Source organism: Mesorhizobium sp. WSM4840, from assembly GCF_055811755.1.
Genome location: NZ_JBVVQD010000003.1, coordinates 393010 through 418228, shown reverse-complemented (window position 1 = coordinate 418228; position 25219 = coordinate 393010). Strand labels below are relative to the sequence as shown.

Annotated in this window: 23 protein-coding genes and 1 pseudogene; 9 read left to right on the top strand and 15 right to left on the bottom strand. The window is 61.3% G+C overall.

Going from position 1 to position 25219, the window contains the following annotated elements; genetic code table 11:
* On the bottom strand, positions 1–446 hold a 446-nt coding region (locus tag AC0L3I_RS07600; protein WP_473526498.1), incomplete at its 3' end, for an ISAs1 family transposase.
* A gap of 182 nt (positions 447–628) precedes the next feature.
* Here AC0L3I_RS07600 and AC0L3I_RS07595 point away from each other — a divergent pair.
* Positions 629–1762, top strand: a complete 1134-nt coding sequence (locus tag AC0L3I_RS07595; protein WP_473487607.1) for a DNA methyltransferase — start codon at positions 629–631, stop codon at positions 1760–1762.
* Positions 1763–2039: 277 nt separating this feature from the next.
* Here AC0L3I_RS07595 and vapC read toward each other — a convergent pair whose 3' ends face one another.
* Both vapC and AC0L3I_RS07585 read right to left on the bottom strand, forming a co-directional pair.
* The gene (gene vapC / locus AC0L3I_RS07590) at positions 2040–2429 is read right to left on the bottom strand and encodes a type II toxin-antitoxin system VapC family toxin (protein ID WP_473526497.1); all 390 of its coding nucleotides are present in this window, start codon (positions 2427–2429) and stop codon (positions 2040–2042) included.
* Positions 2426–2638, bottom strand: a complete 213-nt coding sequence (locus tag AC0L3I_RS07585) for a type II toxin-antitoxin system VapB family antitoxin (protein ID WP_135936002.1) — start codon at positions 2636–2638, stop codon at positions 2426–2428. Before AC0L3I_RS07585 ends, vapC begins: the two co-directional genes overlap by 4 nt.
* 183 nt (positions 2639–2821) lie before the next feature.
* Between AC0L3I_RS07585 and AC0L3I_RS07580 the strand changes: the two genes are divergently transcribed.
* Positions 2822–3511: a transporter substrate-binding domain-containing protein gene (locus AC0L3I_RS07580; protein ID WP_473526496.1), complete on the top strand. Its 690-nt coding sequence runs from the start codon at positions 2822–2824 to the stop codon at positions 3509–3511.
* A 325-nt stretch (positions 3512–3836) separates the two neighbouring features.
* On the opposite strand, the gene AC0L3I_RS07575 is transcribed toward AC0L3I_RS07580, so the two are convergent.
* Both AC0L3I_RS07575 and mutY read right to left on the bottom strand, forming a co-directional pair.
* A complete protein-coding gene (locus AC0L3I_RS07575; RefSeq protein ID WP_192365402.1) occupies positions 3837–4448 on the bottom strand; it encodes an HAD family hydrolase in 612 nt (203 codons plus the stop codon).
* 45 nt (positions 4449–4493) lie between these two features.
* Complete coding sequence (mutY, locus tag AC0L3I_RS07570) at positions 4494–5750, bottom strand: A/G-specific adenine glycosylase (RefSeq protein ID WP_473526495.1); 1257 nt, start codon at positions 5748–5750, stop codon at positions 4494–4496.
* 55 nt (positions 5751–5805) lie between these two features.
* Between mutY and AC0L3I_RS07565 the strand changes: the two genes are divergently transcribed.
* The 4 genes from AC0L3I_RS07565 to AC0L3I_RS07550 all read left to right on the top strand — a co-directional run bounded on the left by AC0L3I_RS07565 (position 5806) and on the right by AC0L3I_RS07550 (position 11901).
* On the top strand, positions 5806–6306 hold the full coding sequence (locus AC0L3I_RS07565) for a DUF721 domain-containing protein (RefSeq protein ID WP_473526494.1): 501 nt from the start codon (positions 5806–5808) through the stop codon (positions 6304–6306).
* A gap of 130 nt (positions 6307–6436) precedes the next feature.
* Complete coding sequence (locus AC0L3I_RS07560; RefSeq protein ID WP_473526493.1) at positions 6437–7165, top strand: DsbA family protein; 729 nt, start codon at positions 6437–6439, stop codon at positions 7163–7165.
* A 117-nt stretch (positions 7166–7282) separates the two neighbouring features.
* On the top strand, positions 7283–10741 hold the full coding sequence (gene smc, locus AC0L3I_RS07555; RefSeq protein WP_473526492.1) for a chromosome segregation protein SMC: 3459 nt from the start codon (positions 7283–7285) through the stop codon (positions 10739–10741).
* A 173-nt stretch (positions 10742–10914) separates the two neighbouring features.
* On the top strand, positions 10915–11901 hold the full coding sequence (locus AC0L3I_RS07550) for an NAD-dependent epimerase/dehydratase family protein (protein ID WP_473526491.1): 987 nt from the start codon (positions 10915–10917) through the stop codon (positions 11899–11901).
* A 78-nt stretch (positions 11902–11979) separates the two neighbouring features.
* Here the strand turns inward: AC0L3I_RS07550 and AC0L3I_RS07545 are convergent, their stop codons facing one another.
* From AC0L3I_RS07545 to AC0L3I_RS07510, 8 genes and pseudogenes are all read right to left on the bottom strand, one after another.
* Positions 11980–12810: a BtpA/SgcQ family protein gene (locus tag AC0L3I_RS07545; RefSeq protein WP_473526490.1), complete on the bottom strand. Its 831-nt coding sequence runs from the start codon at positions 12808–12810 to the stop codon at positions 11980–11982.
* Positions 12807–13715: a ribokinase gene (locus AC0L3I_RS07540; RefSeq protein ID WP_473526489.1), complete on the bottom strand. Its 909-nt coding sequence runs from the start codon at positions 13713–13715 to the stop codon at positions 12807–12809. Before AC0L3I_RS07540 ends, AC0L3I_RS07545 begins: the two co-directional genes overlap by 4 nt.
* A 3-nt stretch (positions 13716–13718) precedes the next feature.
* The gene (locus AC0L3I_RS07535) at positions 13719–14489 is read right to left on the bottom strand and encodes a glutamine amidotransferase (protein WP_473526488.1); all 771 of its coding nucleotides are present in this window, start codon (positions 14487–14489) and stop codon (positions 13719–13721) included.
* A 40-nt stretch (positions 14490–14529) separates the two neighbouring features.
* Positions 14530–15624 carry a phosphotriesterase family protein gene (locus AC0L3I_RS07530; protein WP_473526487.1) on the bottom strand — a complete coding sequence of 365 codons (1095 nt, stop codon included), beginning with the start codon at positions 15622–15624 and terminating at the stop codon, positions 14530–14532.
* Positions 15625–15628: 4 nt separating this feature from the next.
* Positions 15629–16633: an ABC transporter permease gene (locus AC0L3I_RS07525; protein ID WP_473526486.1), complete on the bottom strand. Its 1005-nt coding sequence runs from the start codon at positions 16631–16633 to the stop codon at positions 15629–15631.
* A pseudogene (locus AC0L3I_RS07520) lies at positions 16630–17425 on the bottom strand (ATP-binding cassette domain-containing protein). The gene AC0L3I_RS07525 and the pseudogene AC0L3I_RS07520 overlap by 4 nt, the downstream one beginning before the upstream one ends.
* A 74-nt stretch (positions 17426–17499) precedes the next feature.
* The gene (locus AC0L3I_RS07515; RefSeq protein ID WP_473526485.1) at positions 17500–18438 is read right to left on the bottom strand and encodes an ABC transporter substrate-binding protein; all 939 of its coding nucleotides are present in this window, start codon (positions 18436–18438) and stop codon (positions 17500–17502) included.
* Between the two features lie 120 nt (positions 18439–18558).
* Positions 18559–19170: a cupin domain-containing protein gene (locus AC0L3I_RS07510; RefSeq protein WP_123147483.1), complete on the bottom strand. Its 612-nt coding sequence runs from the start codon at positions 19168–19170 to the stop codon at positions 18559–18561.
* 329 nt (positions 19171–19499) lie between these two features.
* On the opposite strand from AC0L3I_RS07510, the gene AC0L3I_RS07505 reads away from it, so the two are divergent.
* The 3 genes from AC0L3I_RS07505 (at position 19500) to AC0L3I_RS07495 (ending at position 22717) form a co-directional block, all read left to right on the top strand.
* Positions 19500–20432, top strand: a complete 933-nt coding sequence (locus AC0L3I_RS07505) for a complex I NDUFA9 subunit family protein (RefSeq protein WP_473526484.1) — start codon at positions 19500–19502, stop codon at positions 20430–20432.
* Positions 20433–20544: 112 nt separating this feature from the next.
* Entirely contained in the window at positions 20545–20781 is a 237-nt protein-coding gene (locus AC0L3I_RS07500) for a hypothetical protein (protein ID WP_077381301.1), read from the top strand.
* A gap of 163 nt (positions 20782–20944) precedes the next feature.
* Positions 20945–22717 (top strand): SLC13 family permease, encoded by a 1773-nt coding sequence (locus tag AC0L3I_RS07495; protein WP_473526483.1) that lies wholly within the window; start codon positions 20945–20947, stop codon positions 22715–22717.
* A 499-nt stretch (positions 22718–23216) separates the two neighbouring features.
* Here the strand turns inward: AC0L3I_RS07495 and AC0L3I_RS07490 are convergent, their stop codons facing one another.
* Positions 23217–24356, bottom strand: a complete 1140-nt coding sequence (locus tag AC0L3I_RS07490) for a helix-turn-helix domain-containing protein (protein WP_473526482.1) — start codon at positions 24354–24356, stop codon at positions 23217–23219.
* A gap of 541 nt (positions 24357–24897) precedes the next feature.
* Positions 24898–25194 carry a hypothetical protein gene (locus tag AC0L3I_RS07485; protein ID WP_473526481.1) on the bottom strand — a complete coding sequence of 99 codons (297 nt, stop codon included), beginning with the start codon at positions 25192–25194 and terminating at the stop codon, positions 24898–24900.
* Positions 25195–25219: the final 25 nt, after the last annotated feature.

Below are 25219 nucleotides of genomic sequence, written 5' to 3'. Positions count from 1 at the left end.
GCCCGTTGCCCCAGCACGAGGCTGTGGGTTGTCGCATAGGCCGAGACCAGGTGCAGCGCCGCCTGTCCACGCCCGCGATCGTGGCTGCGGCGTGAGGTCTTGCCATCGATGGCGATCTGGCCGACTGCTTCGGGCAGACGCTCGGCAACGAAGGCAAGAAAGCACGAAGCGAACAGGTCCGGTCCGATCCGGTTCATCACCACCCGCAGCCAATCCGCGCAGGGAATGCCGAAATGGTAGGGCTGCAGACGCCGCAGGAAGTCGAGATGCCTGTTCCCCCACAGAACGATGTCGTCATAATCGTCGCAGGCCGCCATCGTGCCGCAGACAACCAAAAGCAGCACCTCGCTGAGCGGATACATCACCTTGCAGGGCTGGCGATTGTCCTTGATCGCCGAAAAATGCTCCAAAAGGCTCTTGCGGCGCGGCGTAGCAACTTCGCTCATGGCTTCCTCCGAATCTGCGGAAGCCTCTTTGAATCACGCTAACCTGCGGCGGGCCACAAATTACACGCCGTCGTTAACCTGAACTCGTTGCCCTGGGGTCCGAACCAGGCCTTCACCGAATATTTACGCTGATCGGTAACCATAACAGGGAGTAAACAGTAACGCGTGCTTTGGGTGTAACAATGTCTGCCGTGCGTCTTCTCGACGAGCTTTCCCACGCTCCCCAGCAATCTGAATGGCTGGATACGATCCTGAAGGGCGATTGTGTCGCCGCGCTCGACCGGCTGCCGGAAAAATCCATCGACGTGATCTTTGCCGATCCGCCCTACAATCTGCAACTCGACGGCGATCTGCACCGGCCCGACCAGTCCAAGGTCGATGCCGTCGACGACGACTGGGACCAGTTCGCGAGTTTTGAGGTCTACGACGCCTTCACCCGGGCCTGGCTGCTGGCGGCGCGCCGCGTGCTGAAGCCCAACGGCACCATCTGGGTCATCGGCTCCTACCACAACATTTTCAGGGTCGGCGCCAAGATGCAGGATCTGGGGTTCTGGATCCTCAACGATGTCGTCTGGCGCAAGACCAATCCGATGCCGAATTTCCGCGGCCGCCGCTTTCAGAACGCCCATGAGACGATGATCTGGGCCTCGCGCGACCAAAAGGGCAAGGGCTACACCTTCAACTATGAAGCGCTGAAGGCGTCGAATGACGACATCCAGATGCGTTCCGACTGGCTGTTTCCGATCTGCACCGGCGGCGAGCGCCTGAAGAACGAAAATGGCGACAAGCTGCATCCGACGCAGAAGCCCGAAGCGCTGCTCGCCCGCATCATGTTGGCCTCGACGAAGCCCGGAGATATCGTGCTCGATCCCTTCTTCGGTTCCGGCACCACCGGCGCCGTGGCCAAGCGCCTCGGCCGCCATTTCGTCGGCATCGAGCGCGAGCAGGCCTATATCGACGCCGCCAACGAGCGCATCGATGCAGTTCGGCCGCTGGACGGCGCTGCTCTTACCGTGCTTACCGGCAAGCGCGCCGAGCCGCGCGTTGCTTTCGTCAGCCTCATCGACACCGGGCTGATGCTGCCGGGCGCCACGCTCTACGACGCCAAGAAGCGCTGGGCGGCCAGGGTGCGCGCCGACGGCACCGTGGCCGTCGGCGACAGCGCCGGATCGATCCACAAGATCGGCGCGGAAGTGCAGGGGCTGGATGCCTGCAACGGCTGGACCTTCTGGCACTATGAGCGCAGCGGCGGCCTGACCCCGATCGACGAGCTTCGCCGCATCGCCCGTCTCGGCATGGAGCGGGCAGGGGCCTGACGATAACCGCTATAGCGGTCTCGTTGCACATCGTTCCCGAAGGAAGCAGGGTCGCGCTTTCTCGACGAGAAGTGCCGCGACGCGCCCCGCCAATGTCGCCGTCGAGTCTTCGTCCTTCTGCTCGTCGCATCGCCTCGATCGGATTGGTTTCGTATCGCTGTAAAGATCGATGAACGGGCTGTCAGGCATCTTGGCCTGTCTTTTCGCCGGGTTACACCTTGATGCCGCGCACACGCCTGTGGAGGGAAGACCAGCGTCGCCGGTTGGAATCTCACGATCATGCGAGTCGCAGACCGAGGTAGCGAACCATCGGGTCGAAGTCTCGGTCATCATGCAACAGCGCGTGTCCGCCCAGGATGCAGAATGTGCCGATAATCATATCGATTGTCTTGCGGATGGTGATGCCCTGCTGCCGGAGCATGCGATAGTTTCGGGCAGCTTCGACTGCCGTCGCCGGATCCAGCATCGGCACAATGGCGAATTGTCGGAGGTTCCGCTCAATCAGTTGGGCATGCGGTTCGTTGAGCGCGCCTTGTAGCACTTCCAGCAGGATCAAGTCTCCGATCAGAATCTCCTGAGTGTCATCGAGATGCCTGAGCTTACCGACCGAGACGCTGTCCGTATTGCGGAGATGGGCGATCCACACGGAACTGTCGACGACGATCATCGATGCCGATCGGGCGAACGGCCTTCCCGCATGGCGTCAAGATCGCCCTCCCAGCCGGCGCCAGCAAGGGCGGCGATAGCCATATCCTGCCTGTGCCGGCGCACCAGAGTGCGCAGCGCCGCCTCAATCGTCGCTTTCTTGGTCTTGAGGCCGGAGGCGGCCATGGCCTCCGCGATCAATTCATCGTCGAGTTCGATGTTGGTTCGCATGGTGATGCTCGATGTGTACAGATTGGACTAAATATACACATTCTGCTGCTGACCCACAAGCCGTCACAACGAAAAGCCGCCCCGTCGGAGGGATCACGGTGAGCGATTCCCCAGGAAGAGTTATTAACCTTTGCCCACCGTTTCTCGAATGCTTGATTCCCTTATCCAACGGAGACCAATTCCATGAAAGCTCTTGCCTCGCCGTTTGTCGCCGCCGCCCTCGTCATGGCGTTGTTGGCCCCTCCGGCGATTGCGCAGAACACCGGCGCAGAAAACCAGCTTGATGCGATTATCGAGGACGGCAAGCTGCGCGTTTGTACGACCGGCGACTACAAGCCCTTCACCTTTCATGACAAGACCGCGAACAATTACCAGGGCATCGATATCGATCTCGCAAAATCTCTGGCAAGTTCACTAGGGGTCGAGGCGGAATTCGTGGCGACTACCTGGAAAAAATTGCTGGCCGATTTTACAACCGGCAAGTGTGACATCGCGATGGGCGGCATTTCGGTGACCCTGGAACGCCAGAAGCAGGTGTTCTTCAGCGAACCCTATCTCGTCAACGGCAAGGCGCCGATTGCGCGCTGCGAGGACGAGGCGAAATTCCAGTCGATTGCCGACATCGACAAGCCGGATGTGACTGTGATTGTTAATCCCGGCGGGACCAACGAGAAATTCGTGCGTGAAAAACTCAGTGACGCCAAAATCGAGATCTACCCGGACAATGTCACGATCTTCCAGCAAATTCTTGACGGCAAAGCCGATATTATGATCGCCGAATCGGTCGAAACCGAGTTGCAGCAGAAACTCCACCCTGGCCTTTGCGCGATCAATCCCGAGAAGCCGCTCCAATTGGCGAAATGGGTTATATGATTCCTGAGGGTGCCGTCGTCTTCAAGGCCTATGTCGACCAGTGGCTGCATCTTGCCAAGGCGACCGGTGAGTTCGACCGCATCTACGGTTCTCACGTCAAGTAGCGCCCGACGACGCGATCCGATAGCAGCGCCGTGGAGCGCCGTCTCAGCGACTGCACCACCATCACATGCCGTCTTGTCCATCAGCTTGAGAGGACAAACACAGATTCAGCCGTTGCGCGCTTTGCCACCTGTTAACTCACCCGATTGTCCTGGGCCTGACTACGGATCCTTTTGCAATCCGCCGTGTTGAAGCGGGTTATCGGTCAGGCCCGTCGCAGTGATCACACTCTGATCCCCAGGCGATCGAGGTCCGCCTCGAGCGTCTTTGCGTCAGTGAACAGCACCGACTGCCAGCCGGCCGCCTTGGCGCCGTCGACATTCTTCTGGCTGTCGTCGATGAACAGCGTGGCCGCGGGCTCGAGGCCGAACGCGGCGACGTGATGGTCGTAAATGCCGCGATCCGGCTTGATCATGCCGATCTCGCCCGAAATGGTCACACCGCGCGGTCGGTTGAGAAAGTCGAAACGCTGCCGGGCTTCGGCAAGCGTGTCGGCGGCGAAATTGGTCAGCATGGTGACGTCGTGGCCGCTCTCGATCAGCTTGTCCATGATCTGGACGCTGTCGTCATAGGCGTGCGGCACCATCTCGTGCCAGAGGCGGCGGAAGTTGCGGATGTTTTCGGCGTGGTCCGGGTGTTCGGCGATCAGCAGCGCCTCGGCCTCTTCCCAGGTCCGGCCCCGGTCCTGCTCGATGTTCCAGTCATGCGTGCAGACATTGTCAAAGAACCATTTCCGCTCTTCGGCGTCGGGGATCAATCGGCTGAAAGGCAAGTTCGGATCGTAGTGAATCAGCACTCTGCCGATGTCGAAAACGATGTGGCGGATTTCGGTCATTCTTGTCCTCGTCAACGCAATTCAATGTGAGGCGATGTGGGCGATTCAATGTGCGCGCTGCTTCTTCGTCGCGCCCGGTATCGCCGCTTCGATTACCTTTTTCATGACAGTAGGCAGCGCTTCGCCGGAAATTTCATGGGCCAGCGACCAGAAATGCCCCGCAGGGGCGGCGCCATCGGTCATCGTTTTGAAGACGTCGAGTTCGAGCGCGAAATGGGTGAAGACATGGCCAATCCGGCCGGCTGGCCTCCAGTTGCCGGGGAAGGGCGCCGCCGCGTCCGTGGTGGCGCCGTCGATCCGTGCGGTCCAGCCGGTCGTCGGTACTTCGGTCATGCCGCCGAGCAGGCCTTTATCCGCACGTTTGCGCAAAAGAACGGCGCCGTCGTCACGCACGGCAACGAAGGCAGCCCCGCGCCGCAATGGTTTCTCACCCTTCGGCAGGCGGACAGGGAAGCGCTCGGGATCGCTTGAAACAGTGGCGCTGCAATCCTCCCGCAGCGGGCACAGCATGCAACGCGGTCGCCGTGGCGTGCAGATCGTCGCGCCGAGATCCATCATTGCCTGGGCGAAATCGCCAGGTCTGGTTGCTGGAACCATGCGCTCGACATAGGTGCGTATGTCCCCCTTGGCTTCGCTCAGCGGCGTGACGATCGAAAACAGCCGGGAAACGACCCGCTCGACGTTGCCGTCGACGACCGCGGCGGGCTGGTCGAAGGCGATCGCCGCGATCGCTGCCGCCGTGTAGGCGCCGATGCCGGGCAGTTCTCTCAAGCCAGCTTGCGTATCCGGAAACCTGCCACCTTGCCGTGCGACGAGATCGGCGCAGGCCTTGAGATTGCGCGCGCGGGAATAATAGCCGAGCCCGGCCCAGGCCTTCATCACATCTTCGGTCGGTGAGGCGGCCAACGCCTCGACATCAGGCCATTTCTCGACAAAGGCCCGGAAATAGGATTTTACCGCTTCGACCGTGGTCTGCTGCAGCATGACTTCGGAAAGCCAGACGCGGTAGGGATCGGGCCGTATGCCGCGTGCCGATTCGCGCGGCGCAATGCGCCACGGCAAGTCGCGGTGATGCGCGTCGTACCAGCCAAGCAGGCGGGACGCGATGTGGTCGCTGTCTCCAGATGCGGCTCTGCCGCTATCTCCGGACGCGGCTCTGCCGCTGTCCCCGGACGCGGCTCTGCCGCTGTCTCCGGATGCAGCTTTGCCGCTATCTCCGGACGCGGCTCTGCCGCTGTCTCCGGATGCGGCTTTGCCGCCAACTCCGGATGCGGTCTTGCGGGTCTGGTCGTGCAGTGCCATTGATCGAGGACTGGCCTAACCGATGCGTGGTGAAGGTCGTGACTGGAGAACGCACATGGCAGGGAAAAGGCCCTTCGGCAATCCCGTTCCGGTGAGTGATCTCGCAACCCAGATTCTCGATCCGGTGTTGCGCAAGCGGGCCGGCATGTCGATCGGGCTCGTCCAGTCATGGGAGGAGATTGCCGGGCCGCGGCTTGCCAGCCGTTCGCGCCCTGAAAAGATCCAGTGGCCGCGCCGCATGCATGAAGATGATCCGTTCGAGCCGGCGGTGCTGGTCATCGCCTGCGAAGGGATGGCCGCCCTCCATCTGCAGCACGAGACCGGCGAGATCATCAACAGGGTCAATTCCTTCCTCGGCTTCAACGCTATCGGCCGGATCAGAATCGTGCAAAAGCCGGTGACGGCGGACAAAGGGCGGCCTAAACCAAGCTTTCGGCCGCTGACCGCGGCCGAGAAGGTGAAGTTGTCAGGCACTGTCGGAATGATCGAGGATGACGGGCTGCGCGCTTCGCTGGAGCGGCTCGGCGCCACCATTCTCGGTCAAAAGAAGGTATAATCTCGCGCTTTCGTGATCGCGTACACAAGATTTGGCGATTGGAATGGGGACGGCGATGCCTTAATTCGCGCCAACTCTCGCCTTTTCTAGCCTTTGCATTGCAAAATCCAACCATTGTCAGGTGATTCGTATGACCCGTCTTTTGTCCCGCAGAAACCTCCTGTCGTCGCTGGCCGCCATTCCGGCGGTGGCTCTGCTCGCCGCCTGCAACGACTCGGGTGAGAAAGCCGTGGCGGAGGATGTGAAACCTGCGGCCCCCGCCGATCCGATGAAGCCGGCCACTCCGGCCGCGGCCAAGGCGCCTGAGGCCCAGGGCACGGTGGACATGGCGGCCTTGCTGAAACCCGGCGCACTGCCCGACGAGCAACTGGGCAAGGACGACGCGAAGGTCACCATCGTCGAATATGCCTCGATGACCTGCCCGCACTGCGCGCATTTCCACGAAACCACCCTCCCGGAGCTGAAGACGAAATATATCGATACCGGCAAGGCCCGCCTTATCCTGCGCGAATTTCCGTTCGACCCGAGCGCCGAGGCTGGTTTCATGCTGGCGCGCTGCTCCAAAGACAATTATTTCCCGATGGTGGACGTTCTCTTCAGGCAGCAGGCGAACTGGGCAGGTGTCGCCAATACCAAGGACGCCCTGCTGCAAATCTCCAAGATGGCCGGTTTTACACAGGAGTCCTTCGAGGCCTGCTTGACGGACCAGAAACTTCTGGACGATGTGAGATCGGTCCAAAAGCGCGGCGCCGATGAATTCAAGGTCGACTCGACGCCGACCTTCTTTATCAACGGAAAGACCTACAAGGGGGCGCTGTCGATTGAGGAAATCTCGGCCATTATCGACCCTCTGCTCTGACGTTTCGCCAGTGCCGAAGCGGCTGCGCTTCGGCGTGCGCGACTTTTTGTTGTGCCGCGGGTTCTGTTCGCAACACCGCGGAACACTTTTGCGGAACCCGCTTATGGGGCGGCGCGAATGAAGTTTTCGCGCCTCCGCCTGCTCGGTTTCAAGTCCTTCGTCGAACCCGGTGAGTTCGTCATCGAACGCGGCCTGACCGGCATCGTCGGGCCGAACGGCTGCGGCAAGTCGAACCTTGTCGAGGCGCTGCGCTGGGTGATGGGCGAAAGCTCGTACAAGAACATGCGCGCGTCCGGCATGGACGACGTCATCTTTTCGGGTTCTGGAACGCGTCCGGCCCGCAACACCGCTGAAGTCACGCTTTTCCTCGACAACAGCGACCGTAGCGCGCCCTCGGCCTTCAACGACGCGGACGAACTGCAGGTTTCGCGCCGCATCGAGCGCGAGGCGGGTTCGCTCTACCGCATCAACGGCAAGGAAGCCCGCGCCAAGGACGTACAGCTGCTTTTCGCAGACCAATCGACCGGCGCGCGCTCGCCCTCGATGGTCGGGCAGGGCCGCATCGGCGAGTTGATCCAGGCCAAGCCGCAGGCGCGCCGCGCCCTGCTGGAAGAGGCGGCCGGAATTTCGGGTCTGCACACACGCCGCCACGAGGCCGAACTGCGTCTGAAGGCGGCAGAACAAAATCTGGAACGGCTGGACGATGTCGTCGGCGAACTGGAAAGCCAGATCGAAAGCCTGAAGCGCCAGGCCCGCCAAGCCTCGCGCTTCAAGAACCTGTCGGCCGATATCCGCAAGGCTGAAGCGACGCTGCTGCATCTGCGCTGGACGCTGGCCAAGACACAGGAAGGCGAGGCGCGCTCGGCGCTGGCGATTGCCACGGCACTTGTCGGCGATCGCGCCGCCGCCCAGATGGCTGCCGCCAGGGAGCAAGGGATCGGCGCCCACCGGTTGCCGGAGCTGCGCGACGCGGAAGCCGCCGCCGCTGCCGCCTTCCAGCGCCTGTCGATCGCCAAGACGCAGATCGAGGAAGAAGCGGGCCGCATCCGCGCCCGCCAACTGGAACTCGACCGCCGGCTCCAGCAGCTCGACGGCGACATCGTCCGCGAGGAGCGGATGGTCCGCGACAATGCGGATATTCTTGAACGCCTCGCCGCCGAAGAAGCCGCGCTCAATACCGAGAACGCCGGCGCCGCCAAGCGCGAGGCCAGCACCCGCGCGGCGGTTGAACAGGCGGCGTCGACGCTTGCCGCCAGTGAAGCCAAACTCGCCGGGCTGACCGCCGAACGGGCGGAGGCCGCCGCCTCCCGCAACCAGATCGAACGAACGCTGCGCGACACCGCTGAGCGCCGCGACCGTTTCGCCCGCCAGCTCGCCGATGTCGACCGGGAGTTGTCCGACATCGGCTCCAGGGTCGCCGGCCTGCCCGATCCCGCCGAGAAGCAGCTTCTGGTCGAACAGGCCGTGGCGCTGCTCGAGGAGACCGAAGCCGCGGCGATCGCCGCCGAACAGGCCGTCGCCGAGGCGCGCACGGCGGAAAGTGCCGCCCGCCCGCCGGTTCAGGATGCAAAGGCCGAGCTGGCGCGGATCGAAACCGAGGCTCGTACGCTGGCCAAGATCCTGAATGCCGCGAGTGGCGATCTCTTCCCCTCCGTGCTGGAGCAGATCAGCGTCGAGCGCGGCTATGAGACGGCGCTGGGCGCGGCTCTTGGCGAGGATCTCGACGTGCCGCTCGACCGCAGCGCGCCGGTGCATTGGGGCCAAAGCGAGGTTCAGCCCGGCGACGCCGCTTTGCCCGAAGGCATCAAGAGCCTTGCCAGTGTGGTCCGCGCGCCGGCGCAACTGGCCCGCCGATTGGCGCAGATCGGCATCGTCGACGCTGCTGACGGAAGACGGCTGCAGTCGCAGCTTTCACCCGGGCAGCGGCTGGTCAGCCGCGAAGGGGCGCTGTGGCGCTGGGACGGATTCACCGCCAGCGCCGACGCGCCGACCGCGGCAGCGCAGCGGCTGGCGCAGAAAAACCGACTGGCCGAGCTCGATGCTGAGGCGGTCCACGCGACCCGCATCCTGCGCCAGGCCGAAGAAGCCCTTGCCCATGCCGAGCAGGCGCTTGCCCAGGCGAGCGAGGCCGAGCGCAACGCTCGTCAAGCCGGGCGTGATGCCCAGCATGGGTTGGACGCCGCCCGCAACGTGCTGGCGGAGGCCGAGAAGGCCGGCGGCGAGCTGTCGAGCCGACGCGCCGCACTTGACGAAGCCCGCGCGCGCATCGTCGACAGCCATGAAGAGACGGCCGCGGCTTTCATCGAGGCGGAGATGCTGCTGCAAAGCGCTCCCGATCTCGGTGATCTGCAGTTGCAGCTCGAACAGTCGGCCGCCAACGTCGCTCGCGACCGCGCCACCCTTGCCGATGCCCGCGCCGTCCATGAAGGCTTGAGGCGGGAAGCCGAGGCGCGAACGCGCCGCCTCGACGCCATCGGCGCGGAACGCCGCAACTGGCTGGAGCGCGCCGAAAACGCCTCGACGCAGATCGCAGCGCTCGGCGAACGCAAGGCGGAGGCCGAGGCCGAACGCGAGAGGCTGGCCGACGCACCCGACGAGATCGACGCCAAGCGGCGCGCCTTGCTGTCGCAGCTTGCCGAGGCCGAAAGCCTGCGCCAGGCGGCGGGCGACCGGTTGCAGGAAGCGGAGAACAAGCAGTCCGAACTGGATAAGGCCGCGACATCAGCGATCCAGTCGCTGGCCGAGGCGCGCGAAACCCGCGTCCGCGCCGAAGAGCGGCTGACCGCTGCCGACGAAAGACGGCTCGAGGTCGAGGCGCGCATCCAGGAAACGCTGAACACCCCGCCGCATCTGGTCATCCGCCACACCGGCCTGGAGGCCGACAGCCCGATGCCGGAGATGACCGAGATCGAGCGTCAGCTCGACCGGCTGAAGATCGAACGCGAGCGGCTTGGCGCCGTCAATTTGCGCGCCGAGGAAGAGCAGAAGGAGCTGTCGGACCGGCTGGAGACCATCGTTTCCGAACGCGAGGACATCATCGAAGCCATCCGCAAGCTGCGGCAGGCGATCCAGAGTCTGAACCGCGAAGGCCGCGAACGGCTGCTGGCCGCCTTCGACGTGGTCAATGGCCATTTCCAGCGGCTGTTTTCGCATCTGTTCGGCGGCGGCACGGCGGAACTGCAACTGATCGAGTCCGACGATCCGCTCGAGGCCGGTCTCGAAATCCTTGCGCGGCCGCCCGGCAAGAAGCCGCAGACGATGACACTGCTTTCCGGCGGCGAGCAGGCGTTGACGGCGATGTCGCTGATCTTCGCCGTGTTCCTGACCAATCCCGCGCCGATCTGCGTGCTTGACGAGGTCGACGCACCGCTCGACGATCACAACGTCGAGCGTTTCTGCAATCTGATGGACGAAATGGCCGCCACCACCGAGACGCGCTTCGTCATCATCACGCACAACCCGATCACCATGGCGCGCATGAACCGGCTGTTCGGGGTCACCATGGCCGAGCAGGGCGTGAGCCAACTCGTGTCGGTCGACCTGCAGGCGGCCGAGGCCCTGCGCGAGGCGAGCTGAAGCTTCGACGGTATGGCTTGTTGGTAGCGCCTGTTGGGGCTTTCGGCTATAGACTGAATTGGACTAGGTCGGTGCCGTCCATCCGCATGTAGCGTTTAGATATTCCGCATGATCCTTTCCGAAATCGATCTCGATTTCACGGTCGTGTGCCAGCATATGCATGGAGAACCTTGTTGCCTGTACTTGTCACTGGAGCCGCCGGATTCATTGGCAGCCATGTTTGCCACCACCTCTTGAACAGGGGGGAAGCAGTCGTCGGTGTCGACAATATGAACGACTATTACGACCTGGCGCTTAAAAAGGGGCGTCTCGCCCGCCTTCAGCCCCACAAGGACTTTTCATTTCATCAGATCGAGATCGCCGAAGAGGGGGCGCTCGCTAACGCTTTGGCCGGCCAAGGCATAACCAGGATTGTCCATCTCGCCGCGCAGGCGGGTGTCCGCCATTCACTCGACAATCCGAGGCTCTATGTCCGTTCCAATGTTGTCGGCCATCTCGAGATGCTCGAATTCTGTCGCGCGCAGCCCGCATTCGAGCATCTGGTCTATGCCTCGTCGAGTTCGGTCTATGGCGGCAACCGCAAGGTTCCGTTCAGCGAGACCGATCAGGTCGACCGGCCCGTCTCTCTCTACGCCGCCACCAAGAAGTCAGATGAATTGATGAGCCATACCTACGCCCATCTCTTCGGGGTGCCGCAGACCGGCTTGCGATTTTTCACCGTCTACGGTCCCTGGGGCCGGCCCGACATGGCCTATTGGATATTCACCAAGGCGATGCTCGAAGGCAAGCCGATCCGGGTGTTCAACAATGGCGAGATGTGGCGGGATTTCACTTATGTCGACGATGTGGTGAGGGCAGTCGTTGCCGTGCTCGACAAGCCGTCATCGGCTGAAGTTCCACCGAGCAGGCTCTACAATGTCGGCAACAACCGGCCGGTGCGGCTGGGCGATTTCATCGACACTCTGGAAAAACTGCTCGGTGTAAAGGCAATCCGCCACAGCGAGCCGATGCAGAGCAGCGACGTCGAGCGGACTTATGCCGACATGACGGCACTGGAGCGCGATTTCGGCTTCAAGCCGAGCGTTTCGATCGAAGATGGGCTGAAGAAATTCGTCGACTGGTACCGGTCCGAATGGGCTAAGAGATCACCGACAACGTGACTGCGGCCTGCGGGTCGTCGCCTGCGGGTCTCCGCGTTTGCGGCCCAATGCCGCAGCTTCGCTCCAGTCGCCGCTCGATCATCGCCTCAGCCCGGCCATGAACGTCTTTACGCGGGCCGGGTCGACCTGGTTCCACCAGACGCCGTCGTGCTTCAGTGCGCTGGCGATGATGACGCCATCGACGACGCCAAGAATATCGTTTGCATTATCGGACGTCACGCCGCTGCCGACCAGCGTCGGTAGGCCGGCAGCCTCTTTGATCATGCGGATGTAGCTCAGATCCGCAGCGTGCCCGGTGCGCTGACCGGTCGCAATGATGGCGTCGGCGTCGAAGAAAACCAGATCCTTGACCAGTTCATCCACCGGACGGTCGGCAACGATCGCGTGCGCGCCGTGCTTGACATGAGCATCGGCGAAAACGCGGATGCCGTTGGCGCGCAGCCTGGCGCGATAGCGTGCCGCGCGCCCCGACTCCCCCTCGACAAAACCCTCGTTGGCGACATAGGCATTCGCCCACTGATTGACGCGGATGAAGCCCGCGCCAGCGGCACTGGCGATCGCAAGGGCAGGGATCGCGGCGTTAGCGAGCACATTGATGCCGACCGGCTTGCCGAGTTCGCGGCGGATACGGTCGGAGATAACAGCCATATAGGCCGCTGTCTCCGGTCCGATATCGTCAGGTTTGGCAAAGGGGATGTCGCCATGGTTCTCGACGATCACGCCGTCGCATCCGCCATCGAGATAGGATCTCGCATCATCCAGACCCCGCTGATAGATCGCCTCGACCGCCTCGCCGTCATAGCGCGGCGCGCCGGGAAGCGCTGCAAGGTGGACGACGCCGATCACCACCTTGGTGCGGCCGAAAAGTTCTACGAGCGCGTCGCCGCCTGATTGGCCGAGTTGGGTCATGAGAGCTCCGTTTGATCGATGAGCGCCGCCATTTCAGACGCGGAAGGACAGGATATCAAGGTGCCGGGCCGTGTCACCGCAATCGCCGCGGCGGCGAGCGCGAATTTCAGTGCTGAAGTAACCGACATTCCCTTGGCCAGCCCGCCGGCCAGACAGCCGCAAAACACATCGCCGGCGCCGCTTGTGTCGAGCGCCTCGACGCGTGGCGCCGGCAACCGAAGCGATACCTCCCGGTCAAGGCCAAGCACGAGACAACCTTCCGCGCCAAGTGTGATCACGACTGTCCCGGCGCCTTTGGCCGCGAGCGCGCCGGCTGCGGCTGCCATATCCCCCTGGCCGGTAAGCGCCTTCGCCTCGGATTGATTCACCACCAAGACCTCTGCCATACCGAAATCAGGCAGAGCCGCCGCATCGATAGGGCTGGCGTTCAGGACGGTGCGCGCGCCATTTTCCTGTGCTGCCCGCAGGCAGGCATCTATCGCGGCGCCCCGCAGGTTTCCCTGGCAGACAACGATGTCGCCAAACGCGATCCGGCGCGCAAATGCGGTTTGCGCGATCGGATCGAACGCCTCGCTGCAGGCGACGCCGCTAACGATGAAGTTCTCGCCGCCAGCATCGACGACTATGGTCGAGCGGTCGCTCGGCAGGTCGAATTCGCTCGCCTCGAGGTCAGACAATTCCCTGTCGAGGCGGCTCCTGATCCATGTGCCTGCGCGGTCCTTGCCGAGCGCCGTCCAAAACGTCACCGAAGCACCCGTGCGCGCGGCAGCAACCGCCTGGTTTGCGCCCTTGCCGCCGAGGCCGTCGGCGTAGCTGCTGGCGTTCAAAGTCTCGCCGGCGGCAGGGAAGCGGCCGACGCGAAAAATCGTGTCGACGCAGGCATTGCCGACGACATGGACATGCATCGCTCAGCTCTCACCGGTAGCCCAGCTCAGCATCTGTTCGAACAGGGCTTTGTAGCCGTTCCAGGCGATGAACTCCGGTGGCAGCCAATGCGGCCCGACATCGGACGTCCAGGCCACGGTGCGGCCCTTGCCATAGTGGCCGGTGACAAGCAGTGGCAGCGATCCATAGTCGGACGATACGGTTGCAAGAACTTCCGCCCCGTCTTTCGGCGTCACCTCGTTGAAGCCGAGCAGGATTGGCCAATCCGAACCGAGACCCCTTAGGATCGGATGGTCCGAGGAGCCTTTCAGGAGAGGCGAAAACCCTTCCGGCACCTCGACGCGGTCGTCGAACGCGAGGCAGTTCACCGGCAGCACCTCCTCGACCGGCGTCTTGCGGTAGCGCGCGCCGCCATTGATGCCCTGGAAGCTATAGTAGCCGCCGAACATCAAAAGCCCGCCGCCGTCGCGCACATAATCGCGCAGCAGGCGCAAGCGGTTCGGCGTCGGCTTGGAATGGACCCAGGTGTCGGGATGCAGAAGCAGCGTGTTGGCGCCGATATCGGAGAGCACCACCGCGTCATAGGCCGAAAGCGCCCCCATTGTTTGCGGAAAGCTGCGCTGTGCCTCATGCGCCGGCATGAAGGTCACGTCGAAGTCGGTCGCTTTCAGGGCCGTCAGCAATTCGTCGGCGCCGGTGTGGTAGGTGACCGTCGGAAACTGGTCGAAGCCTTTGATATGGGTGGCGGTCGACACCCAGGATTCACCGGCAAGCAGGATCTTTTTCTTGGACATTTGAACTCCGTCGTAAGTCTCAGCCGTAAGTTCGGGCCGCTTAGTTCTGCCGCGCGAACACGGCCTTCGGATTGGCGATCAGCATGCGGTCAATGGCTGCCTGCTCGACGCCATGCCGTTTCAGGCGCGGTATGAAATGCTTGAGGATATAGCCGTAGCCGAAACCGCCGAAGCGGGTCAGCATGATCTTGAGGAACACGTCCTGCGACAGCAGCAGGCGGTCGCCGAAGCCGGCCTCGATAAGTGCCGCGATTGCCCGTGCATTCTCCTCGTCGGAGGGCGATTGCGCGTCCTGATCGGCATAATAGTAATCCATGCCGATCATGTCGTATTCCAGGAAAGCGCCGCGCCGGGCGAGGCTTGTCTGGTAGTCGAGATCATTGTGGCTGGGGTTCATGTGGCAGAGCACCGTGTGGCGAAGATCGGCGCCCTCGGCCTCCACGACATCGAGCACGTCGTGCGCCAGCCGCTCCCAGCCGGGCAGATGGATCGACAGCGGCACGCCGGTGATGCGCGAGGCCCGCGCCGAAGCTCTCAGCGACTTTCGTTCCTCGGCGGTAAAGTCCTTGCTGACGCCGACCTCGCCGATCAGGCCGGCCATGATCGGCGGCTGCGTCTCGCCGCCGCCGACGTCGTTGACGATGAACTCGGTCACTGCGTCGATGTCCATCGTCTTCAGCCATTCGGGATGGGTGTGTTCCAGATAGAAGCCGGTGCCCATGACGATCTTCAGGCCGGACATGCGGCTGATGCGGGCGAGCTTTTCCGGCTCGCGGCCGATGCCGATATTGGTCGCGTCGACGACGGTGTGGCCGCCGAGCGCGCGATAGCGTTGCAGCTCAGACAGCGCTAGGTCACTGTCGTCGAGCGAAACATTGTCGCGGTTGACGTATGGGTTCATGCGCAATTCGCCGATGATCTCGATATTCACCGGCTGCTCGGCGAGCGCCATGTCGTCAGGATGACAGGGACATTTCCAGCTGCGCGCGCCGTCGAGCAAGATGTGCTCGTGCATCAGCGTAATGCCCATTTCTTCGACCGGAACGGGGCCGAGCACGGTCATCACATGGCCGGTATCGACCCCGATCGCCATCCGCTGCCTGGGAGCTGCGTCATCGAAGAGATCATCACTCATAGGCTCAACGGCTCCGTACGGCGCCGCGGAACAGGCGGAAATTCAGCCAGATGGCGATCAGGATGATCGTTCCGGTGACGATCGGGGTCAGGAAAGGCGACAGATGCGCCAGGATCAGGCCGTTGCCGATGACGGCCACGGTAAGCGCGCCGAGCACCGTGCCGACGATCGTTCCGCGGCCGCCGAACAGACTGGTGCCGCCAAGCACGACGGCAGCGATCACTTCGAGCTCAAACCCTTGCCCGGCATTCGACGATCCGGATCCGAGCCGGGCCGCAATGATGATCCCCGCAAGTGCTGCCGCGGCGGCGGAAATCACGTAGACGAAAAGCGTCGTCAGCCGCGTGTTGACGCCGGCGCGCCTAACCGCTTCGGTGTTGGCGCCGATGCCGGTCACGTAGCGGCCGAACGGCGTCTCGTTGAAGGCGATATAGGCGATCGCGAGGATCGCCAGCGCGATCAGCGCCGGCGCCGGCACGCCAAGCAACCAGGCGCGGCCCAGCACCGTGAAAGGGCTTCCCGGCTCGATGGGGATCGAGTAGCCGCCGGTGATCAGCAGCGCCACGCCACGGATCACCGAAAGCCCGGCAAGCGTGACGATGAAGGCCGGGATGCCCTCATAAGCGACGAAGTAACCCTGAACCGCGCCAAGCAAGGCGCCCAGCGCAAGCATGGCGAGGATGACCACCGGCCATGGCAGGCCCAGCTGCAGCAATGTCGCCGACAAGGTTGCCACCAGTGCCAGCACGGAGCCGACCGAAAGGTCGATGCCGCCGGTGGTGATGACGAACGTCATCGCCGCGGCGACGATCAGCAGCGGTGCCGACTGACGCAGGATGTTCAGCAGATTGGGCGACGTCAGAAAGGCGTCCGTCGCCACCGAAAAGATGACGCTAACGATAAGAAAGAACAGCGCGATCGACACGACACTGCCATTGGCAAGCACCGCATCTCGCCACGTGCCTGCGCGGACCCTTTGAGACTGAGCGGAGTGGGTCAGGTCGCTCATGCCGGCGCTCCATCGCGATAGGCGCTGGTGGCCGAACGAGCGCTGAACTTGCGGCCCACGATCAGGTTGACGACATCTTCGATATTGGTTTCGCCGATCAGCCGCTCGGCGACGTTGCGTCCTTCGTACATGACCTGGATGCGGTCGCATACGAGGAACAGATCCTGAAGGCGGTGGGTGATCAGAATGACGCTGACGCCGCGCGCGCTCACGGCGCGGATCAGGTCCAGCACAGCCTCGACCTCGGCGACGGCAAGCGCTGCCGTCGGCTCATCCATAATCAGCACGGACGGCTCGAACGAGGCGGCGCGGCCGATCGCGATCGACTGCCGCTGTCCGCCGGACAGATTTTCGACCTTGAGCCGGGTGTCTGATATAACGATGCCGAGTCGGTCGAGCATCTGGCGCGTTTGCTCGTGCATACGCTTCTTGTCGAGAAAGGAAATGCCGGCGATGCGCCGGCGCGGCTCGCGGCCGAGAAAGAGATTGCCGGCAACATCGACCGTGTCGCAGAGCGACAGGTCCTGATAGACCATCTCGACGCGCTGCGCGCGCGTCCGCCGGCGAAGTGAAGGTCACCGGCATCCCATCGATCTCGATCGTGCCGGCATCGGGAACGACCGCCCCCGACAGCACCTTGCTCAAGGTCGACTTTCCCGCGCCATTGTCGCCGACAAGCCCCAGGACCTCGCCCGGCCTCAGCACCAGCGACACGTCATCGAGCGTCTGAATGGCGTTGTAGCGCTTTGAGATGCCGCTCATCCGCACCCGATAGGTCTCGCTGCTGCTCATCTTCGATCCACGGGCTTTGCGAAACGTCCGCGGCGTAGCCTCAAGCGGCGCCGCGGACCGGTCATCGACGCAGTTTACTGGAACATCACGCGATATTTGTCGACGTTGTCCTTGGTCACGATCGTCACCGGAATATTGATGATCGGCTCGACCGTTTCGCCCTTCTTGAGCTTGGTCAACGCTTCGACAGCGGCCTTGCCTTCGCCGGCCGGATCCTGCTGGACGACCGCCACCACCCAACCATCGTCAATGCCCTGAATGACCTGCTTGGTCAGGTCCCAGCCGAACACCTTGACGTCGCCGGTGCGGCCTTGGCTGGTTACAGCCGAAACAGCGCCGAGCAGAGCCGGCTCGCCGGTCGCGTATAGCGTCGTCATGTCCGGATTGGCGGTCATCAAATTCTCCGAAGCGCTCATCGCGGTCTCCTGAACATTCTGGCCGTCGACCGTGTCGAGGAAGGTGATCGCCAGGCCGCTGTCAGTGACCGCCTTCTTGAAGCCGTCGAGCCGCTGGTTCTGAATGAAAGAATTGAGCGCGCCGACAATACCGATCTTGGCAGTGCCGCCCATCTCCGACTTCACATAGTCGGCGTAGAATTTGCCGATATCCTCGCCGGCCTTGGCGTTGTCGACGCCAATGAACGCAACGTTGTCGCCGTCGGGAATCTGCGCGTCGATGGCGATCACGGGGATGCCGGCCGCCTTCGCGGCGGTGATTGCAGGCTTGACGCCGTTTACGTCGATGGCGACCAAAATGATGCCGTCGACTTTCTGTGTGATGTAGTTCTCGATCGCGTCATTTTGCGCGCTCGGCACATTGTTGGCATTGAAGATGACCAGCTTGGCGCCTGCGGCGTCGGCTGCCTTCTGCGCGCCCTCATTGATCTGGTTGAAGAACAGGGCCTGCTGGTTGATGTTGACGAGAGCGAACGTATCGGCGAACGCCGATCCCATCGCTGTCGAGCAAATGGCGATGAGGGCGGCGCAACGGAAGAGAAGTGTGAACGGACGCATTTACGGTTCCCCTTGCTTGCGGGCCAAACCTGTTCGGCTGGACCCATTGGTGCTACAGGCACGAGGTAAACATTCAAGAGACTTGAATATTTGTCAACGAATTTGATCTCTGAGCGCCCGTCAGAAGGTCGCTGGCGTGTTGACCCAGAAAATGCTGGCTCTCTCCTTGCCGATGTTGCGGTAATGGTGCGGTAGCTCCGACCTGAACACGAACGCATCTCCGGTGGCGAGATCATGGCTCTTGCCATCGACGATCAGCTTGATCCGGCCGGCGAGCACATAGCCGACTTCCTCGCCGACATGCTGGATGGGACCTTCGCTCTCGCCGTCCGCCTCGATATGATGGATATTGCACTGCAGCAGGTGACCGGGCGAATACGGAATAATGCGCTCAAGCGATATGCCTTCGCCGCGCCTCAGCGCGTCGAGCGAGATCAGTGGCCGCGCGCCTGCGCGGAACACGATCGCCTCGTCGTCGTCGACCTGTTCGAACATCCAGCCGATATTGGTCTCCAGAACTTCGACCAGGCGGTGAAGCATGGGCAGGGATGGCGAAGCCTTGCCGTTCTCGATCTTGGACAAAAGGCTTTCAGAGCAGTTCGCAGCTGTCGCCAGCGCCTTCAGCGTCATGCCCCGTGTCTGCCGGGCGAGGCGCAACCGCGTTCCAAGCCGCGCGGCATTTACGGTGGCGTCCACTTCGGACTCCGGCCGTCGCCGATCGATTTTGTTCATCCGTTCGCCAACCATTCAACAGTCATGGACAACTGTCGCGCGAGCAAAAGACAGCGGCGACCGATTTGCAAGTGATGATTTGTCAATTTCGACGCTGCAGTGCCTCGACCAGTTTTTGACAGCACGGGTAAAGCAACTCAGCGTCAAACACTTTCCCTCTATAGCGACGTCGGCCGTCCCCCGATCAACCCGGCGCAGACTGGAACAAAAAGCGTTCCTGCGTTGTTCTCCAACCGTCCCGATGTTCGAAGGGCTGGTTCATACGCCGGCCAGGGGCAATCCTCGCGACAGGCGCTCGGCGGGCACTCGAAGAAGGGATGGCGAGGCAGATGGATCCTGACAATCTCAACACAGAACGGATCGTCACTGTGTTCGGCGGAACAGGCTTTCTCGGGCGCCGGATCGTGAAGCGGCTCCAGGAAAGGGGCTTCACGGTCCGCGCCGCATCCCGCCACCCGGCTCGTGTGGGCCCGGTCTTTTCTTCGACTGCAAGGATGCCCGAAGCCGTCGAGGCGGACATATTGGATGAGTCCTCGATCGGCTCGGCCATTGCCGGATCAAAGGCCATCGTGAATGCCGTCAGTCTCTATGTCGAGCAGGGCGCCCAGACGTTTGAGCGCGTGCATGTGGAAGCCGCAGCTGATCTTGCCGCTGCGTCGCGCGCTGGCGAGGTCGACCGGTTCGTTCAGATTTCGGGGATCGGCTCCGATCCTCAATCGGATTCGAATTATATTAGGGCACGTGGGCGCGGAGAAGAGGCGGTGGCGATCGCATTTCCCGGCGCCATCATTGTGCGTCCCGCCGTCATGACAGGACCTGACGACGTTTTCCTCACGACCATTGTCAGGCTGATACGTCTCCTGCCGGTCTATCCGCTGTTCGGCGATGGCGGCACACGGCTTCAGCCGGTCTATGTGGAAGACGTCGCAGACGCAGTCAGCCGGCTGATCGACGGGCGAAACCACAAGGGCTCATCCATATTCGAATTCGGTGGCCCGCGCATCTACACCTATAAGGAACTGCTGCGGGAGGTCGCCCGACAGCTCGGGACCCACATCAGGCTGATGCCGGTGCCGTTTGCGGCATGGGACGCCTTGGCTGGCGTCGCGGAACTCCTTCCGGCCGCCCCCCTAACGCGCAACCAGGTCGATCTTATGCGGCACGACAATGTGGCAGCAATCGGCGCACCGGGCCTGAAGGAACTCGACATCGACCCGCGGGGCATCGAGGAGGTGATCCGCTTGATCGAACGGCGCGCGTGACGCCGGCTCGCGCTCGTCTCCTGCTTAGCAAGAGTCTACGATCCTGACGGGAACCTATCGCCATGCGGCGGGTTGGTCGAGCTTGAGCCAATGAAGAAGAAGGAAAAGGACTATGGCCAGATGCGATCAATGCGGGAATGACTACGACAAGGCTTTCGAAGTGAAGCTGGCTGAGGAAACCTATACGTTCGACAGCTTCGAATGCGCGATCCAGAAACTTGCGCCGCTCTGTCCGCATTGCGGCTGCCGGATCATCGGACATGGCGTCGAACAAGATGACATCATCTACTGCTGCGCACATTGCGCCGCGGAGGAAGGTGCAAGCGCACTGACCGATCGCGCACCTTGATGCAATGCTACCAGGATCATGGCCCCATGAGCCAGGAACACCGCTCGACACGGGCTTATTGGCAAGATGGAACCGTGCTAGCAAAGTCGTGACCAGCGAAAGCAACAAAAGGTCGGTTTGGCCGTTCTGATCAGCCGCATTTGCGGCGGGGCATTTCGAAGACATGACTACGCCGCAAATTTTGTCGTTCGCCGTTATCTTCGTGATGATGGCGGCGCTCGTATGGGGCCGGTATCGATATGATCTGGTCGCGGCTGCGGCACTGTTGCTTTCACTCGCGGTTGGCATCGTGCCTTTTGACGACGCCTTCAGCGGGTTCAGCGACGACATCGTGATCATTGTCGGCAGTGCCCTGCTGGTGAGCGCAGGCATAGCCCGCTCGGGCATCATGGAAGTTACCATCAAGCGCTTTGTTCCGAACCTATCGGGTGTTCGGTCGCAACTGGCGCTGCTGGTGATCCTGGTTACGATCCTGTCTGCGTTTGTAAAGAATATCGGTGCGCTCGCTATCATGATTCCGATCGCCTTCCAGTTCGCCCGTCGGTCGAGCGTTTCACCCTCGATATTCCTGATGCCTATGGCCTTCGGATCACTGCTCGGCGGGCTCATGACGCAGGTGGGAACATCTCCCAATATTGTTGTGTCCCGTGTGCGGGAGGAACTGACCGGCGCCGCCTTCACGATGTTCGACTTTACACCTGTTGGAGCTGCCCTGGCCGCCGCCGGAACGATCTTCCTGGTGCTTTTCTATTGGCTGTTACCGGTGCGCGAAAAGCTGGGCGGGTCGCTGAATGAAGCCATCGACATCAAGAATTACCTGACAGAGGCGCGAATTGTCAGCGATTCCACGGTGCTCGGGAAAACCGTCGCAGACCTCATTAAGCTTTCCGGCGGCGATGCTATTGTGACGTCGATCCTGCGCAATCGGACTATGCGGATGACGCCACTGCCCGATGCTGTCCTCAAAGTGAACGACATTCTGCTGCTCGAAGGCGACCCAGTGGCGCTGGATCGCCTTGTCTCGCAGGGCAAACTCAGCGTCACGGGCGATAGGGTCGGTGGTGGCGACACCACCAGCGAGATGGTAGCTATTGAAGCCGTAATCGGTGAAAGCTCCTCTTTGATCGGCTGGACGGCCCAGCGCCTTGCCCTTTACGACCGCTTCAACGTCAACCTCCTGGCTGTCAGCCGTCGCGGCGAGCGCCTCGACCGCAGGCTGGCCAAAATCGAGCTAAGGCTCGGCGACGTCGTCGTGTTGCAGGGCAATGCTGCGACGATACCCGAGATACTGCGTGAACTCGGCTGCCTGCCGCTGGCAGAAAGGGCTATCCTACTTGGTAGCGTCCGAAAGGGTATTGTGCCGGTAACGATCCTTGCTCTCGCCATGGTGGCGACTGCGTTTGGGCTGCTCCCGGTCCCGGTCGCTTTCTTTGCAGCCGCGGTCGGGATGGTGCTTTTCAAGGTCATCCCGGTCCGGGAGGTCTACCAATCGCTGGATGCTCCAATCCTCGTCATGCTCGCCGTTCTCATTCCAGTGAGCGATTCGCTACGCAGTACAGGGGCAACAGAAGTAGTTGCCGGCGAGCTTGCCAAACTCGGGACCATTCTTCCGGCGCCCGGCGCACTGATGCTCATCCTTGTCGCCGCCATGGCCGTTACGCCATTCCTCAACAATGCCGCCACCGTTCTGGTCATGGCGCCTATCGCCGCCGAGTTTGCTGGCGATCTCGGCTACAGGCCGGAAGCATTTCTGATGGCGGTCGCCATTGGCGCCGGCTGCGATTTTCTCACCCCGATCGGCCACCAGTGCAACACGCTCGTCATGGGGCCGGGCGGCTACCGTTTCAGCGATTATCCACGTCTGGGACTGCCGCTATCGTTCCTCGTCGTCATTGTTGCTGTGCCGATGCTAATGATCGTATGGCCGATGAACTGATATGCGATGGACGGACCAATCCGGCTCGAACTTTCGCCGGCCGGCGAAAACTGTCGCATCACTAACGTGCTCAACTGTCGCATTATTAAACGGCTGCTACACATGTGTCCGGAACGGACCCTGTGAGCGATGGCTGGGGTTCCTGGATGCTTTTCGAACTTTTTGTCTCGCACCTCCAGCCGAATTGCGAGCGTTTGTGAAAGAGATCAGGATATCTGAACACGCTATGGGACAAGCTTGATTGACGCATTAGCTCTCTAGATCCCCTCAGCGGTTCACGACAGAGAGGTCCACTTGGGCTGTCGCGTTTGCCAGCTCTCGGGGGTTCGAGCCGGAAGACCGCTACATCGCGAGGCTTACTATGGAAGAGGCGTTCTTCTACTATCGGCGGCGAGCGGCTTATTCGAAAATAGGGATAGAAGGTTGGTCGATTGCTTAGATACCCGAAGTCGTCATCGAACGTCCTTAGTGTACATCTTATATATGCTCATCGCCATCCTCAAAAGAGGCCGAGCGTTTGCAGCAGGCTTTCGAATGTGACCTTTGGTTTCTTACCTGTTTGCCTATCCGGGTACATGTAGTCTTCGGACGACTGCTTGCGTATGTTGCTCGGACTATACCCGAACTGCTGCGTGAAAGCTCGACTGAAATTCGCCGCTGAATCAAAGCCGATTGCTAGACCAACTTCGGCGACCTTTCGGGTGTCGGAAGGATCGGCTAACATTGCATGAGCTGCGGTTAGACGTCGTCGACGAATGTAATTCGCAACGCCGCCGGACGTTTCGAAAAGCTCATAGAGCCGTGTCCTCGAGGTCGCCAGTTCCCGGGCGAGAGCATCCGGTGTCAGGTCGGGCGAGGCAAGATTGCTCGAAATGAAGCGTCTCGCCCGCGTCATCAATCCGATTTGTGAGATCTGATCGTTGCCGTCATCACGATCCACCAAAGGTGTAACCGCGTCGAATACCATTTTCCGCAAACGGTCCTTGATTCTAGGAAGGTCGTCTTGCGTGAAGCGATCGAGATTGGCTTCAACGCTTGACATAAGATCGATCAGCAGTTTGGCCCGGTGTCCACCCAAAACGACGTTGTTGCTCGCCGCCGGCAAGCTACCTCCATCGGCAAACAGATCGACGGGAACGATCAGGCTGATCGACTCCGTTGCCAGCGCCCGCCCGCTAAACGGATGCCCGAGCGAGCGGATTTCAATCATGCCCGGTTCATTTTGCGCGACACGTCCGTCAACTCCGGTCCAGGTGCGACCGGCGCGGAGAACGGTGATCTGCCAATGGTCAATTGGACTGAACCGCACCGCGTCTGGCGAGCGTTCGTAACTGAAGGCCGGAACGGTTTGTTGCAACAAAAGCATGCCGCCCAGATTCCACACCGCCTGCTGGACGACAAATCCATCCTCGGGATCCACATTGTTCGGCAGACGCGAATCCATCAATACCGCCATATGCTCCCGCCAGGCAGCAAACTGCTGGATTGGTGGAAGGATTTCCGTCTCAAAGCGCAACGACGTCAGGACGGCCTTCTCCACCTCATCCTCGCCGAGTGGATCCTGCGACATGCGCGGCCAGCGGCGACGTTCGACAGATGTCGGCTCCCTGTCGTTAGGTGGGACCGTCTTATCCGACATCACTGCCTCCAGCCACGACCCGGAAGGCCGCGACGTCGCGCTGCTTCAGGAGATATGCCACCGTCATCGCCATGGAGAGGAACTGACCGACCGCATAGACAACATTCCGACCCTGCCAGCTTGTATGGAAAAACGACATGAAGGGGAAGCTTGCGATGGAAATGATAAGCGCCGCTCTCAAACCTCCTTCTTGCCGTAAAAATAGCGCGCGCCGATCCAGGTCAGGCAAAAGGAATAGATAATGTATTGCCGATGGCGGCAGGCCAGAAGGCACCTTCATTACCCTGAATGGAAAGAACGATCCCTCCGATAAAGGTCAGAAATACTGAGGTGAGCCGAATCCGGGAAGGCACGAAATCACGACAGGTCACGGCAACCGTAGCCAAGATTACACAGACAGTCATGGAATTCAGTAATATAACGACGATAACGTCAGAAATCCATCTGCAGCAACCTCACGTCACCTCCGAAGTGTATTGTTTATAAGATAAACAAAATCATTAGATACATTTAAGGCTCACTGTTTGTAGAGTAGTTAATTTTATCGCACCAAGTCAACAAAGCTAACCCTTAGCGGCTCGATCCTGAACCGGCCATGAATGGGTTTCTTGGCTCGCTTCGAGATAAAGACCTTTGGCAGCATCGCGGCTTCATCAGAATGATCGATGAAAAGGTTTCGGCCGGAGGCGATGGTGCGGTCGAGCGGGTCAGCTGCAAAAATGGACGCTTTGAAAAGTTTCCGGATTCCCTGATATCGCAACGTAGGAGCCGGGGAGGTATTGGAAATCATCAGATTCACTGCAGGAAGAAAACCTGAAGTCTCAGTGCATTTAGACATCTACATGTCTTCCTTTTGGCACTGA